We start from the raw sequence: 14819 nt of genomic DNA on the forward strand, positions 1-14819 counted from the left end.
CATATACTCTAAAGCCCCAATATCAATACTGCGATATAAATACCACAAACCTTTGAAAAGTTGCTACTTGTCCTTAAAAATGTCTAGATTCTGCACAAAAACATGTAATTGCGAATCTATAATGCCATTTTGAAAAAGCATTGGGCGGATTCTAGCGGGGATTCTTGCAAGACGATATTGCTCTTTATAGCGCTTAGGTATAGTTGCCACCGAGTCTCTTTTAGCGATAAATACAAAATCCATATTGCTATCTATCACATAATTTTGTGTAATATGACACGAAAAATGAGATTTGATAATCTCTTGCCTTTGCTTAGCACTCATCACATATCCAAGTTTTTTGAGTGCCAAATCCACGCCATAGCACTCATATAGTACCTCATTATGAGGCATTGCTAAGCGCCTTAAAACATAAAGATTAGGTAAAACCTCATGAGGTTGTGTAACAATCCCTTCGCTCTCTTGCTCCAAGATTCTAAAAGTCCTTGCCACCCCACTTGCAAATTCAGCAATAAGTGTATGTGCGACATTATGACGAAAAAAATTGCGCATAAAATGCGTATTGGCATTGCTACTATCTTCAAAATATGTGTGCCCATGCATATGTAAATACGCATACAAATCTTTGCGAGTAGTCTCAATTAATGGTCGAATAATACAAAATTCACGCCTTTGACTAATACCTTGCAATCCACTTAAGCCTAAAATTCCACTTCCCTTGCAAAGTTGCATCAAAAACCATTCAAGCCTATCATCAAGCTGATGTGCCATAAGCACATTATTATAATTATGTTCCTTGCACACTTTTGCAAAAAAATCATAACGCACATTGCGTGCGGTATGTTCGAAATTTGTCGCAATCTTTGGTGCAGTATGCAAAAAAAGCCTTTTATGATACTCCTTGCTTAGGGCTTTGGCATACGCTATCTCATCTTTACTTTCTGGACGCACACCATAATCTACAATCGCCATATCAAACGCTATATCTGCCTCAAGAAGCAAAAAAAACAACGCGCTAGAATCTACACCACCTGAAAAAGCCAAGAGATTCTTGCCCGCGCGCACTTCCTCCAAATATAAAAGTTGCATTATCGAAGGCTAGGTGCGCCCAGAGAAAGAACCTTGCTTATGAGTGAATCTTGGAATTGTTCTACATAACTATCAATCTTGCTTTTTTTAAGCCACACGACTTCATCAACATGTGCCTTGGTTTTTAGAATCTCTGTGGCTTCCTGCAAACTCCCTATTTTATCGATAAGTCCAAGTTGCAAAGCTGTTTTGGCGCTAAAAATTTTTCCTTGTGCAAAAGCCTGTGAATCCTGGCTTAATTTGTCACCGCGTGCTGTCTTGACATCATTCACAAACATAGCATACTGCTCACTCAAAAGATTATCTAAAAATTCTCTCTCTTGCGCACTCCACTGCCGCGACATCGTCCCTACTTCTTTGTATTCACCTTTTTTTAATACTTGCTCTTGTATCCCCAAATTTTCTAAAAGATGTGCGATATTATATCCGCTAAAAATCACTCCTATCGAACCAATCAACGCACCGCGGTTTGCCACAATCTCACTAGCATACATGCCGCCATAATAACTCCCACTTGCCATAGAGCCCTGCACATAAGCTACCACCGGCATATCTTGCCCAAGCTCTTTGATGAGATCTGCTACTTCAATACTCGCGCTTACACTCCCGCCAGGTGAATCTATCACAAGAAGCACGCCTTGAATGCTTGAATTTTTTTTAATATTTTGTATTTGAGATTCAATAGAGGTTGCAGAAAAAATGGGGGTAGTAAGATATAATTTTGCAAGATTTGGTTGTTGTGTGGGAGTATCTCGCATACTGCCCACAACGAGCAACACAACAAGCACAAGCACAATCGCCTTAAAGTTTTCATTAATGAATCTTAGGCATTTTCCTAAAAATCGCAAGATTCTCATTGTTTGCGTCCTTTTACTTCTCTCATATGTGGATTTAACATATTTTGTGGCTTGAAAATTTCATCAAGCTCTTCTTTGCTAAGAAGCTTGTGCTCTAGTGTTAAATCATACACGCTTTTGCCTGTTTGCAATGCCTCCTTGGCAATTTTTGCAGAGTTTTCATAACCTATGTAAGGGTTTAATGCTGTTACAATACCAATACTATGAAATACAAAATCTCTACACACCGCCTCATTTGCCGTGATACCATCAACACATTTTTGTGCTAATGTAATACACGCGCGCTTCATACGCACGATGGAATTAAACAAACTATACGCGATCACAGGTTCAAAAACATTAAGCTGTAACTGCCCTGCCTCGGAAGCTAAGGTAATAGTAATATCGTTACCAATCACATTAAAACATACTTGATTGACAACTTCAGGTATCACAGGATTTACCTTACCTGGCATTATAGAGCTACCAGGTTGCATTTTTGGGAGATTTATTTCATTTAGCCCCGCACGCGGTCCAGAACTCAAAAGTCGCAAATCGTTACAAATCTTAGAAATCTTTGTTGCCACACGCTTAAGTACACCACTTACTTGCACATACGCACCTGTATCTTGTGTAGCCTCGATAAGATCTGTAGCAGTAACAAATGGGCGGTTAGTAACTTCTTGAAGTTTTGTCTCGACAATCTTTGGATAATCCGGATGAGAATTAATCCCTGTACCAATAGCCGTCCCTCCAAGGTTAATCTCACGCACTAGATTCTGTGCTTCTCTAACACGCTGCATATCTTCACCTAGCATAACAGCAAAGGTCTGAAACTCCTGTCCGAGTGTCATAGGCACGGCATCTTGGAGTTGTGTTCGCCCCATTTTGAGGACATGTGCAAACTCTTTAGTCTTACCATCAAAAGAGGTTTTGAGAATCTGCATAGATTCTATAAGATCAAACAATAATTCATAAAGTGCTAAACGCAACGCCGTAGGATACGCATCATTAGTAGATTGAGAAAGATTTACATGATCATTTGGATGGCAGTATTGATACTCGCCTTTTTTATGCCCCATATACTCAAGAGCAATATTTGCAATCACTTCATTAGCATTCATATTTGTGCTTGTGCCGGCTCCACCCTGTATCATATCCACAACAAATTGATCCAAAAACTCACCAGCAACGATTCTATCACAGGCAAATACTATAGCATTTTTGATATTTTCATCAAGGAGATTAAGTTCAAAATTTGCTAATGCGGCAGCTTTTTTGACTTGCGCCAAAGCTTTCACAAAGACAGGAAAATTACTTAACCGCTCCTTTGTGATAGAAAAATTCTCCACAGCCCTAAATGTCTGAATCCCATAATACACATCATCTGCGATCTCCAATTCACCGATAAAATCATGTTCTTTTCGTGTTTTCACCTACACTCCTTAAATTTGTATAACGAAGAGCATAATACATTTCACAAAATAATGAAGCAAAAGAAGAAAAGAGGCTTAAGGACTTATCGATCCTTAAGCTTTAATTCTGTGATAAGCTTGACATAACGCTCATATTGTGTGCGTTTGAGATAAGCCAAAAGAGATTTTCTCTGTCCCACAAGCTTTAACAATCCCAAACGACTTGAGTGATCTTTTGGATTTGCCTTAAGATGTGCTGTCAAATCAACAATTCTTTGTGTCAAAAGCGCAACCTGAATCTCTGAAGAACCAGTGTCTTTACTATCACGAGCAAATTTCGCAATAATCTCTTGTTTTTTCGCCATATCTAAAGCCATAACAGACCTCCTAAAAATGGTAATGTGAAGCGCGAATTCTACAATAAAAGCCCAAAAGAATCAAGATGATTCTTTTGGGACTTTTTAGTGTAAGTCTTTCCAAATTTTTCTCTTCCACAAAAATGCCAAGACACTTAAGATCGCAAAGAATATAATGATATATATTCCAAGATTCTCACGCTCAGCTTTTTTAGAATCTCCTATAGATTCTAAGTAAGCAATAACACGATCTTGAGATTCTTGAGTAAGCCCTGTGCGTGGCATAGAAAAACCATTAGGCATTACGCCAAGCTCTTTTGCAAGATTACTATAATCATCATTCTCTTGCCATTCACTCTTAGCGGAATTTTCCGGGAGTGAGCCTTCTTTAGCAACAATGGCTTGCTTAATGGCATTATAAGAAAGCTTTTGTGGATCATTAATAAAACCTTCAAGGTAATGCTCACCCTTACTTCTAATCATCATAGAAAGATCAGGAGCCTCTGCACCAAGATATCCTCGAATATTTGCTTTCTTGACTTCATTAGCCTCCATTTGCGCCTTTGTTTTAGGCTCATCATACTTGATAGTATGGCAACGGCTACATGCATCTTTGAAAACTGCTTTATTAGTTAGCTGTTCTTCAATTTTTGCCAATTCTGCTTCCTTTTGTGAATCAGATAACGCACTATTTGCAAGTGCATCTTTTTTTGCAACATATTCATCAGAATCTAGCACATTATGCCTAAGGCTTGTTGCACCAATAGATTTTAAAAATGCTACCATATCTGCTACATCTTGCTTATCCCCATCATAAGCACTCATAGGGAAAGGATTCTCATCGCTAAATTTATGCTCAAGCTTAACAGCTTTTAGAGGATTTACGATAAGTGTAGCAAGGAAGTTTTCATCATACAAAGCTCCTGCAGTAGAAAGATCTGGTGTTGTGATCTCTCCGTTACCAGCTGGAAACGCAACTACGCCATTATCAATACCGATTGCTTTGATATTATGACAGGCTGCACAATTAGCCTCTACAAGATCTTTTCCTCTTTGTGTATCTGCTTTAGATAAATCAACACGATCCAAATCTCTAAATGCAAAATCACTAGGAGCTGACTTTGGGTGAAATACGGAGTGTGCCAAAGGCTCTACACCCCAATAAAGAACGCCCACGATAACAACAACAATCGCCAAAATTTTAATTTCTCTCATAGTAAGCACTCCCTATTTCTTTCTTTCCATAATCGTTACTACCGGCAAGGCAACAAAAACCCATACTAAAAAGCCCACTGCCGCAACAAGTCCAATTTGGTTATTGATACCCTCTGGAGGTAATTTACCAAAAATTGTAAGCACTACCAAATCAAGAATAAGCACCCAAAACCAAATCATAAACAAAGGACGTTTGTGTGCAGGAGCTACTATAGAGCTTCTATCAAGCCAAGGTAAAAAGAGAAACGCTACTTGCGCAATACCAAATGCAATAAGCCCAACATCAGCACTAAAGAAAAAGCCTCTAAGCACTTCATAACTCCACAAGAAATACCACTCTGGATAAATATGTGCTGGAGTTTTCATATTGTTTGCTGGCTCAAAGTTAATTGGATCCATTGCAAAATTAAAGTGATAGGACACAAGATAGAAAAATAGCATCATAAACACACTGACAACAAAAATGTCTTTGCTCAAGAAATCAGGCCAAAAACTAATAACTTTTGCTTCTTTCTTTTTGCCTTCTTCATATTTTTTTGCTTCAGCTTCAAAATCTATCTCTTCACCATTTTCGTTATTAACATGAGGCACTCTAAGTGTATAGAAATGCAATGCGATAAGCATCAAAATCACGATAGGAAGAAGACAAACATGAAGCATAAAAAATCTTGTTAGTGTAGAATCTGCAATCACAAAGTTTCCTCGCACCCATTCAACCAGATCTGGTCCAATACCGGGAATAGCACTTGGTAAATTCGTAATCACGGCTGCAGCCCAAAAGCTCATTTGTCCCCAAGGAAGCATATACCCACTAAATGCCTCGGCAGAAAAAACGACAAAAAGCAACATACCACCGATCCAAATCACTTCTCTACCACGCTTATAAGATCCATAATACACAGCTACAAACATATGAATATAAATAATCAAAAACACCATACTTGCTGCTACTGCATGAATATGTCTCCACAACCACCCAAAGGCTACTTCACGCATGATTGTATCATTGACGCTATCAAAAGCGAGTTTTGTATCAGGCTTATAATACATAAGCAAGAAAAATCCGCTTACCACAAGCAATGTAAAAAGTGTCAATAAAATTACACCCATAGCCCACAAGAAGTTAATGTTTTTTGGAACCCAATATTTTGTTGCCAAAACTTCGATTACTTTCTTGATAGCAATGCGTTGATCAAGCCAATCTATGACTCCATTTGCTTTTTTCACTTCCATAATTCTCTCCTTACTATGCCTTTTTGAGTGCCTGATATTCCGCACCCTCTTCACCTAGCACCATTTTCATTCCATCTATTTTAAATGGAGGTATCTCCATAGGGCGTGGTGGTGGTGTGCCAGGCTGATTAACACCAGAAGCATTGAAACGCCCACCATGGCACGCACACAAAAACCCTTGAGTTTTTTCATCAAAACCAGGAATGCACCCTAAGTGTGTGCAAATCTGAATCCCAACGGTATAAAGAGCACCATTAATTTCAAAATCTCTACCCTCTACTTTTTGGCTACCACTTTGTTTTTTGAGAATATAGACTGGCTTACCTCTCCATTCCACCGTGTTTAAATGTCCCTCTTGAAGCCCACTTAAATCCACCGTAGTAAAACCAGCAGACACTACGCTTGGCAAAGGATCCCAAGTTCGTTTGACCGCATACAACGAAGCTACTGCACCTACTGCTGCAACGCCTCCCAATGCCATACCAAGAAAATCTCGTCTTTTGACATTCTCAGACATCATAATCTCCTTCCATAACCTGAGTGATTGTTCATACTGAAGTAAGTAAAAAACCCCCTATGGTAAAGAAAAGTAACTTAAAACTTTATTATTTTGCTAAAATCTGTTATGCTTTGCTATAGATTATAGACTTTCTAAAATTAAGGATTTTAAATATGCAAAATCAAAATATTTTCTCACATATTGACTCCATACAAAAACAATTAGCCATTGAAGTGCGAAATAGGGGGTTTAATAAAGTCGTAGTAGGATTAAGTGGTGGTATAGATTCTGCTGTAGTTGCAAAACTTTGTGCCAATGTATTTGCACACAATCTCCACGCTCTTTTACTCCCAACTACTAGCTCCAATCCCACACATTTGCAAGATGCAATCACATTTGCCAAAGACAATAACATTACCTATACGATTACTTCCATAGCCAAATTTGATGAACTTTTTAGACAACAACACGCTCTGTATCCACCATTAGATTCACACCAAAAAATGCGTATTGGAAACTTTTGTGCGCGTATGCGTATGATACATCTTTATGATTTTGCAGCCACACACAATGCACTTGTCATAGGCACAAGCAACAAAAGTGAAATTATGCTTGGCTATGGCACATTATATGGCGATCTTGCCTGTGCGATAAATCCTATAGGTAATTTTTACAAAACCCAAATATTTACTCTTGCCAAAGCTCTTAACATTTCCCAACATCTCATCGACAAAAAACCAAGTGCGGATTTATTTGAAAATCAAAGTGATGAAGGGGATTTAGGCTATAGTTATGCCCAAATTGATCCATTTCTACAAGCCTTGCAAACCCTACTTGCAACCAAAAATCTCCAACTTACAAACCTTAGTCTTGCCGATAAATCCATATTAACAACCCTTAGAGATTCTCTAATCGCGCAAGGATTTGAATCTGTATTTACAGATTCTTTACTGCATAGAATCTTCATGAATACTTTTAAGGCAAAAATGCCTACAATTCTCACATACCAATAATTGCATTACAAGGAACACTATGCGTTTTATAGATTCATATTTTTACAACCCTTCATTCGCACAAAAGCTCCTAAGTTTTGTGCTACTGCCAGTATCGCTACTTTATGCCATAAGTGCGACATTGCGTCGAAAATGCTCCAAATATTATGATTTTGGGATACCTATAGTAAGTGTTGGGAATCTTATTGTCGGTGGTAGTGGCAAAACACCTTTTATCATCGAAATTGCAAAATCCTATCCACACAGCACGATTATTTTGCGTGGTTACAAACGCAAAAGCAAAGGGCTTATGGTCATAAGCCATAATGGCGAGATTCTATGCACCCAACCCCAAGCAGGAGATGAAGCCTATTTGCTTGCAAAAAGCTTGCCAAATGCAAGCGTGATTGTCTCCAAAGACCGCAAGCAAGCCATTCAAAAGGCAAAGGAATTGGGTGCAAAATACATCTTTTTAGATGATGGCTTTAGATTCCATTTCAAAAAGCTTAATGTTGTGTTACAACCAAAACTGCAACCATATTTTCCATTTTTGCTCCCAAGTGGTATGTATCGAGAAATGCCCTATCTCTATAAATACGCCGATTTACTTGTGCGTGAAGGAGAAGAATATACGCGCGAGGTTTTTGTTGAAAATCCAACACCTAGAATGCTTTTACTTACAGCGATTGCAAATCCCTCAAGGCTTGATGAATTTTTACCATCTGTAGTAGGTAAAATCACACTCCAAGATCATAGCACATTTGATGCATCTACCTTGCGACAATACATACAACAATACAATGCAACGAGCCTACTTGTAACTTCCAAAGATGAGGTAAAGCTCGAAAATATGGGCTTCCCTCTAAGCACGCTTCGTTTGCGATTACATATACAACCACACATCACAAATAGCATAGATTCGTATTTAAGGCAATGAAATCTAACTCAATTGAACTTAATGGCATATTTTAAAGATTTATGCCAAATATAAGGGTTAATTGCACACCATATTTCCTCAGCAAGATGAAATGAATTTTCTTGACCTTTGCAAATTCTTATAATAGCTTCTTGTATATATTGAGGGTTTTTAACAAAACAAGATTGTAGAAAATCCTGCGAATGCGCTAGGTCCAAAAAATACTCTCCTAAACCATTATGAACTCTGTCTCTTTGCATCCATTGTATCATAGGAGAATTAAATCCAATTTTATGTTTGCGTCTTATAACGCTCTTTGGCACGATTTGATTCATGCTATCTCGTACAATACGCTTAGTATAACCATGCCCATTTTTGTAATCAAAAGGTAAAGAAAACAAAAATTCAACAAGCCTATGATCCATAAAGGGCATACGAATCTCTAAACTGTTCATCATAGAATATCTATCATAATCTCTCAAAATCACGGGCAAAAGTGTTTCATAAAAAATCACATAAAGCTGTTGAGTAAAAAAGTCCATTTTCCTAAAATTAGGATGAGAAGAATCTTTAGAAACTAAACCGATTTCTTTGCCAATAATTTTTTTTATCAAGGATTTTAGAATAAAGCTGGTTCCATTCCTAACAATCTTTATTTTACTCAAGGGATGAGCAAGAGTTTGGTTTGTAGTATTCAATAGATCATAAATTTTTAAAGGATTAAATTTGCAATCCCAAAGAGCATATATCAAGTGTCCATATCCACATACCAACTCATCACAACCGTGTCCATCAAGTGTTACACTCACGCCATGTTCTTTAATTGCTTGGTAAGTACTAATTTGTGCAAGTGGAATTCTGCCATATAAATCTTCCAAACAATAAAAATAATATTCCAATTTATCCCAATTATCTATGGGATTGATATCTAAGAATGTAGCACCTACACCAATATAATCTACTACATCTTTAGCATAGTGACTTTCTTCCTGCGGAGTATCCTTAAAACACGCAACAAAAGCATGTTGCCAATCTTTAGTCTCTGTTTTTAATCCTTGTTTGGCTAAATGTGCCATTGCACAAATGGTAGAACTAGAATCTACCCCACCACTCAAAGCTGTCCCTATGGCAACATCAGAACGCATACGCAAACGCACAGAATCTAAAAACAGCCCTCGAAATATTTCAACTGCCTCGTTATAGCATCTTGGGATATCCACAAGATAATCGAGAATACAATAATAACGTTTATATTCTAACTGTTGCTGAGGCTTACATGGATCATAATATGCATAATGCGAATAAGGAAAACGATAAATACCTTCTACAAGAGTATGATCTTTTTGTTGATCATAGCTAAAAATATACCTTACATCACTCATATTATCAAAATATTGAGAAGGCTTAATTCCTTTGAGATATGGATATATCGCCTTCATTTCTGATGCAAAAATCAAAAGATCCCTACCTTGAGAATCTTGAATAAATGCATAAAACAAAGGTTTCTTACCAAACCTATCTCGTGCAAGAAATAAATGTTTCTTCCTATGATCCCAAATAGCCAATGCCCACATACCATTAAATTTGCTAAGGCACTGTTCACCCCAACAATCATAACTTGCCAAAATTACTTCCGTATCGCTTTGCGTACGGAATTCATAACCCTTAAGCTTAAGCTCCTCCCTAAGTTCCAAAAAATTGTAAATTTCTCCATTAAATACAATCGTATATCGCCCCCCCCCCTCATAAGACATTGGTTGATGCCCATCTCGACTAGTATCAATAATTGCCAAACGCCTATGTCCAAAACTTATATCCTGATCATGATACACCCCAAAATCATCTGGACCTCTATATACAAAAGCATTCAATGCTCGTAAAAACGCTTCTTTATTATTAGTTGCTGGAACAGTTCCCAAAATACCACACATATACAATCCCTCGATAAGCTTATAATTATACACATGTATTGTAGCACAACAAGCCCTATACCCATCTAAACAACAAACAGTTTTGTGAGATAATTATCTATATTCGTTTAATATGGATCTATTTTCTTGAGATACCCCTCATCTATAAGCATTTCTACGATTTCTTTAAAAATCGGTGCGGCAGTTCGCCCACCATAATAATCATTTTGGATATGAGATTCAAAGACCACAACGCCAATAGTATAAGTGTGATTACTATCTTTGGCAAAGCCAAAAAATGACCCATTGTATTGATTAATATACTCACCATTTTTTGCAATCTTTGCCGTGCCCGTTTTGCCACCTACAATCACATTTTCTACAAATGCTGGTTTGCCTGTGCCTCTTTGCACCACCTGTATCAAAAGCTCTTCTATCTTTTTAGCAACATGTGGTGAGAGAATCTGTATAGGTGTGGGGATTGGGAGATTGTATCGTTGTGAATCTTTGGCACTAATATATTGTGTGATACGCGGAGTTGGTAAAAATCCACCATTACTAAAACTCGCATACGATCGCATAAGTTGCATAAAAGTCGTTTGCAAACCATAGCCATAACTTATTGTTGCCTTGGTAGCCTCCTCAATATTGAGGCGACGCACACTTGGGATTGTACCACGCTTTTCATAAGGTAAATCAATGCCACTTAGTTCAGAAAAACCAAAAGCCTTAAGTGCAGTATGAAGTTCTTTTGCGCTTAAAGAAGCTGCGAGTTTTACCATACCGATATTACTTGATCGAAGCAAAATATCCTCTGATGTGCCTTTATCTAGGACACTGCTATCGCGGATTGTGTAATTGTGCAACTTATACACACCACCTTCTAAATCAATAATTTGTGTGGGATTAATTCTATTTTTTTCAAGCAAAATTGCGTAGATTATAGGTTTAATCGTGCTACCTGGCTCATATATTCGCTCTAGCACACTAAGATTCAAAAACGAATAATCTTTAATATCACGCAAGGCATTTGGATTAAATCTGTTTGATGTTGCTAATGCCAAAAAACGCCCATTATAAGAATCCATAACGCCTGCGATAACCTCTTGCACATTATAATGTGATTTTGCTCTATCTAAGATTTCCTCAAGCTTGTGTTGCACACGTAATGGGATACTTAACGTAACATCAAAACCATCTTGGCGTATTTTTTTGACCGCTTCCTTATCTAAAATAACATTAAACCCAACATCACGCTTACCTATAATCTCTCCATCTTGTTTAGAAGCAAGAATCTCATTGTAATACTTTTCTACGCCTTTTAGCCCATATACGCGCGTGATACCATCAATTTCACCCTTTCTCACATAGCCTATGAGAGGCTCTAACAGGGCTTTATAAGGATAAGCGCGATTATTACCGCTTACTTCTATACTAAGTCCTTGTTTTGGGACTACCACGCCATTAGCATTTTCATATTCCTTAAACACATCATAACGTAGCAAAATAAGGTTTAATTTTTTGAGATTAGTCGCCACGCTATTGCTAAGGTTATACGAAAGAACAACATTGCCTTTTGCAAGAAATTTTTTTTCAATCTGCTCTCGTGGAATCCCACTATAAATAGAAAAAAGATTAATAAAAAGTTCTTTTTTATCTGCATCGATGCTTTGAGTGTTGATACTTGCTTTATATAGATTCGAACTAGAGGCAACCTCAAAACCATCAAGACTAAAAATCGAACCCCTTAACGCAGTATCAATTTTTGTGCTTTGGAGTGTGGGAATTTTGCGCGGAGTTACTATCTTTACATAGATAATAGATAAAAAGATAACAAAGCACACAAGGAGAATAAAAAAAATACCTAAAATGACAGAAGTTTTTTTATTTTCCATAACAGGTAAGAATATAAAAATGTATAATAATTACACTTGTGTGCGTAAAATTTCTTTATAAGCGTTAATAGCCTTGTTGCGAACTTCTAACATAACCTTCATACTATTTTCAGCTTTTGAAATTGCAATGGCGGCCTGATGCAAATCTTTAATTTGCCCTGTTGCCATATCAGCTAAGGCTTTTTCAGAAGTTTGTTGTTGCGTATTTACCTCATCAATGGTTTTGGTTAATGTTTGCGCAAAATCAAGCCTGTCATTTGTATTTGAAAGCGGAGTGCCAGTCTTTGTGACACTCGGATTCATATCGGGCTTGATAATATCACTTCTAATCACACCAAATTGACTTATGTGAGCCATTTCTCTCTCCTAACTATGCTTGAAACATACTAATGGCATTGCTCGCCATATTCTTTGCACTTTGAAAGGCACTTACATTGGCTTGGTAAGCCCTCGTTGCTTCTATTAAATCGGCCATTTCCACCACTGGATTAACATTTGGATACGCTACATACCCTTCAGAGTTTGCATCTGGATGGCTTGGATCGTATTTCATAAGCGGTTGGCGATCATCACGAACAATTTTATGAATATACACACTCATTATAGCAGGTTTTGGTTCTTTTCCAAAATCCCCCTCATCTAGCGGATCTTCATAGCGTAATTGATTGTTATCCTTTCCTAAACGCTCATTAAGAAGCTTATTAAAATCAAAGGCTCGAAACACAACTTCGCGTCTTCTATATGGACCGCCCTCATCAGTGCGTGTAGTATTGGCATTGGCAATATTTGAAGAAATGATATTTGTGCGTACCCTTTGAGCTGAAAGCCCATAACCGCTAATATCAAAGCTTGATAAAAATGACATATCTTAATCCTTATATATTTTTCCCAGAATCTAAGGCGTAACTAAAAATCCCTTTATGCTTTCTCAATGCACTTGTTAGGGCTTGATACATTACGCTATTTTTACCCATTTCACTTGTTTCTATATCTAGATCTACGCTATTGCCATCGTTACGAGCCAAATGTCCATCGCGTATAAACATATCTGCTCTATCAAGATCGCTACGCTTACCATCCATATGCAATGGCGAGGTTTTAAGCATAGGTAATTCACGATCTACATGCTTTTTAAAAACCTTATTGCTTTCCCTAGCTAAATATTGCTCAAAGCTAATATCCTTGGGACGATACAATGGCGTATCGACATTGGCGATGTTTGAAGAAATCAAATCTTGACGCAATGAGCGATAATCCAACGCCTTATATACGAGTGGATATACTATTGATGTGTCCTTTAGAGCTTCCATGTACCTTCCTTGTATGTGGATTTTCTACACGCAAAAATAAGCAAATATTATGCCAATTTCTACTTTATCTCCCTAATTTTACGCCAACATATTTATACAATGTTTGATCAGCACTTGCATCTTGTGTATGCTCTCCATTCTTTACCAAAGGATTTATAAGCATCTTTAGGTTTCATATATACAGCCTCACAGGTGCCACACATATCTCCTCATCTGCCGACTTCTTCCGCATTAATTGTGGTGTTGTGCTAGATTCTGTAGAGCGGTCCGAATTCCCATCACAAGATTAATGTATTAGTAATACATAATATACCATCACACAAAAAGCCAACCTACGCAACACAGACAAAATATATTCTTATTATTTTTCGCTAAGAATCTTCATTTTACCATTATCTAACCACACATAAAGATCCTTACGATGATTTGAGCTAAAACTTACCCTGCCATTAAGTGAGGCTTTATAATCTTGTCGAAAATTCACACGATACATTTCTCTGCCCTCTCCATTTGGAAACGGCATAATGTCAATTGCGCTAAATTCAATTTGTTTTTCTTCATTTTTGGCAAATACACGACTTTTGTATTCAGCAAACGCCTTATATCGCATACCGTCTTGTCGGACAAAGTTTTGCGTATCATAAAAATCCAAATATCCTGCCAAATCACCCTTTTGCCACATTTCTTTCCATTGATAAAGCCCAGCAAGAATCTGTGCAGCTTGTGTGGCACCCATTGTGTGCAAATCTCCTTCAGAAATAATAACAACCGTATTTTTATGATCCACTAAACTATCATATTTTTTCAAAATCTCATTATCAATAGCGATACATCCTTTTGTATTTAGCTCCTCTCTATTACCATCTAATGGCAAACCATGAATCCAAATCCCACTACCTGTGCGTTTTAGCGATCTATCATATGTGTTTGGATAATCTGTGGCAAAGGCTAATGGACCATAATAAGGTGGAAGATTACTAAGCCTAGCGGTGAGATCATACACGCCAATAGGTGTTGTCAAATCACCCTCAAGCTTTTTGTGTCCTCTGCCTTTAGCTACCAATGCGCTAGAGCTTCCTAGCAAATCAAAACCTTGATCTGTTACCTTAAATAATCTCAAATCAGGTATCGCCTTATTTGATACAAAACAATA

At 37.5% G+C, this 14819-nt stretch carries 15 protein-coding genes; 2 read left to right on the top strand and 13 right to left on the bottom strand.

What is annotated here, in order from left to right; all coding sequences use genetic code 11:
- Nucleotides 1-63 precede the first annotated feature (63 nt).
- The 7 genes from tilS to C6H22_RS00630 form a co-directional block, all read right to left on the bottom strand.
- The gene (gene tilS, locus C6H22_RS00600) at nt 64-1089 is read right to left on the bottom strand and encodes a tRNA lysidine(34) synthetase TilS (protein ID WP_104693413.1); all 1026 of its coding nucleotides are present in this window, start codon (nt 1087-1089) and stop codon (nt 64-66) included.
- Entirely contained in the window at nt 1089-1946 is an 858-nt protein-coding gene (gene sppA, locus C6H22_RS00605; protein WP_199769778.1) for a signal peptide peptidase SppA, read from the bottom strand. The genes tilS and sppA overlap by 1 nt, the downstream gene beginning before the upstream one ends.
- On the bottom strand, nt 1943-3361 hold the full coding sequence (aspA, locus tag C6H22_RS00610) for an aspartate ammonia-lyase (RefSeq protein ID WP_104693414.1): 1419 nt from the start codon (nt 3359-3361) through the stop codon (nt 1943-1945). Before aspA ends, sppA begins: the two co-directional genes overlap by 4 nt.
- 83 nt (nt 3362-3444) lie before the next feature.
- Complete coding sequence (rpsO, locus tag C6H22_RS00615; RefSeq protein WP_104693415.1) at nt 3445-3717, bottom strand: 30S ribosomal protein S15; 273 nt, start codon at nt 3715-3717, stop codon at nt 3445-3447.
- A gap of 84 nt (nt 3718-3801) precedes the next feature.
- On the bottom strand, nt 3802-4911 hold the full coding sequence (locus tag C6H22_RS00620; protein ID WP_104693416.1) for a c-type cytochrome: 1110 nt from the start codon (nt 4909-4911) through the stop codon (nt 3802-3804).
- Nucleotides 4912-4923: 12 nt separating this feature from the next.
- A complete protein-coding gene (locus C6H22_RS00625) occupies nt 4924-6147 on the bottom strand; it encodes a cytochrome b (protein ID WP_199769779.1) in 1224 nt (407 codons plus the stop codon).
- Between the two features lie 10 nt (nt 6148-6157).
- Nucleotides 6158-6661 (bottom strand): Rieske 2Fe-2S domain-containing protein, encoded by a 504-nt coding sequence (locus tag C6H22_RS00630; protein WP_104693418.1) that lies wholly within the window; start codon nt 6659-6661, stop codon nt 6158-6160.
- Nucleotides 6662-6816: 155 nt separating this feature from the next.
- On the opposite strand from C6H22_RS00630, the gene C6H22_RS00635 reads away from it, so the two are divergent.
- A complete protein-coding gene (locus tag C6H22_RS00635) occupies nt 6817-7656 on the top strand; it encodes an NAD+ synthase (protein WP_104693419.1) in 840 nt (279 codons plus the stop codon).
- Between the two features lie 19 nt (nt 7657-7675).
- Nucleotides 7676-8572: a tetraacyldisaccharide 4'-kinase gene (locus tag C6H22_RS00640; RefSeq protein WP_104693420.1), complete on the top strand. Its 897-nt coding sequence runs from the start codon at nt 7676-7678 to the stop codon at nt 8570-8572.
- Nucleotides 8573-8580: 8 nt separating this feature from the next.
- Here the strand turns inward: C6H22_RS00640 and asnB are convergent, their stop codons facing one another.
- From asnB to C6H22_RS00670, 6 genes are all read right to left on the bottom strand, one after another.
- A complete protein-coding gene (gene asnB, locus C6H22_RS00645) occupies nt 8581-10482 on the bottom strand; it encodes an asparagine synthase (glutamine-hydrolyzing) (RefSeq protein ID WP_104693421.1) in 1902 nt (633 codons plus the stop codon).
- A gap of 107 nt (nt 10483-10589) precedes the next feature.
- Nucleotides 10590-12356 carry a peptidoglycan D,D-transpeptidase FtsI family protein gene (locus C6H22_RS00650; protein ID WP_104693422.1) on the bottom strand — a complete coding sequence of 589 codons (1767 nt, stop codon included), beginning with the start codon at nt 12354-12356 and terminating at the stop codon, nt 10590-10592.
- A 30-nt stretch (nt 12357-12386) separates the two neighbouring features.
- Nucleotides 12387-12659, bottom strand: a complete 273-nt coding sequence (gene fliE / locus C6H22_RS00655; protein WP_233706971.1) for a flagellar hook-basal body complex protein FliE — start codon at nt 12657-12659, stop codon at nt 12387-12389.
- A 67-nt stretch (nt 12660-12726) separates the two neighbouring features.
- Nucleotides 12727-13221: a flagellar basal body rod protein FlgC gene (flgC, locus tag C6H22_RS00660; protein WP_104693424.1), complete on the bottom strand. Its 495-nt coding sequence runs from the start codon at nt 13219-13221 to the stop codon at nt 12727-12729.
- A 10-nt stretch (nt 13222-13231) separates the two neighbouring features.
- A complete protein-coding gene (flgB, locus tag C6H22_RS00665; RefSeq protein WP_104693425.1) occupies nt 13232-13666 on the bottom strand; it encodes a flagellar basal body rod protein FlgB in 435 nt (144 codons plus the stop codon).
- A gap of 361 nt (nt 13667-14027) precedes the next feature.
- A partial coding sequence (locus C6H22_RS00670; protein ID WP_104693430.1) for a L,D-transpeptidase family protein occupies nt 14028-14819 on the bottom strand: 792 nt, incomplete at its 5' end.

This window comes from Helicobacter equorum (assembly GCF_900198655.1).
GTDB lineage: Bacteria > Campylobacterota > Campylobacteria > Campylobacterales > Helicobacteraceae > Helicobacter_F > Helicobacter_F equorum.

Bases quoted from the DNA above. Each gene is read 5' to 3' on its own strand.
- asnB (WP_104693421.1), bottom strand. From the start codon at position 10,482: ATGTGTGGTATTTTGGGAACTGTTCCAGCAACTAATAATAAAGAAGCG.
- C6H22_RS00630 (WP_104693418.1), bottom strand. From the start codon at position 6,661: ATGTCTGAGAATGTCAAAAGACGAGATTTTCTTGGTATGGCATTGGGA.
- C6H22_RS00620 (WP_104693416.1), bottom strand. From the start codon at position 4,911: ATGAGAGAAATTAAAATTTTGGCGATTGTTGTTGTTATCGTGGGCGTT.
- C6H22_RS00650 (WP_104693422.1), bottom strand. From the start codon at position 12,356: ATGGAAAATAAAAAAACTTCTGTCATTTTAGGTATTTTTTTTATTCTC.
- fliE (WP_233706971.1), bottom strand. From the start codon at position 12,659: ATGAATCCGAGTGTCACAAAGACTGGCACTCCGCTTTCAAATACAAAT.
- rpsO (WP_104693415.1), bottom strand. From the start codon at position 3,717: ATGGCTTTAGATATGGCGAAAAAACAAGAGATTATTGCGAAATTTGCT.
- flgC (WP_104693424.1), bottom strand. From the start codon at position 13,221: ATGTCATTTTTATCAAGCTTTGATATTAGCGGTTATGGGCTTTCAGCT.
- sppA (WP_199769778.1), bottom strand. From the start codon at position 1,946: ATGAGAATCTTGCGATTTTTAGGAAAATGCCTAAGATTCATTAATGAA.
- C6H22_RS00635 (WP_104693419.1), top strand. From the start codon at position 6,817: ATGCAAAATCAAAATATTTTCTCACATATTGACTCCATACAAAAACAA.
- tilS (WP_104693413.1), bottom strand. From the start codon at position 1,089: ATGCAACTTTTATATTTGGAGGAAGTGCGCGCGGGCAAGAATCTCTTG.
- C6H22_RS00640 (WP_104693420.1), top strand. From the start codon at position 7,676: ATGCGTTTTATAGATTCATATTTTTACAACCCTTCATTCGCACAAAAG.
- flgB (WP_104693425.1), bottom strand. From the start codon at position 13,666: ATGGAAGCTCTAAAGGACACATCAATAGTATATCCACTCGTATATAAG.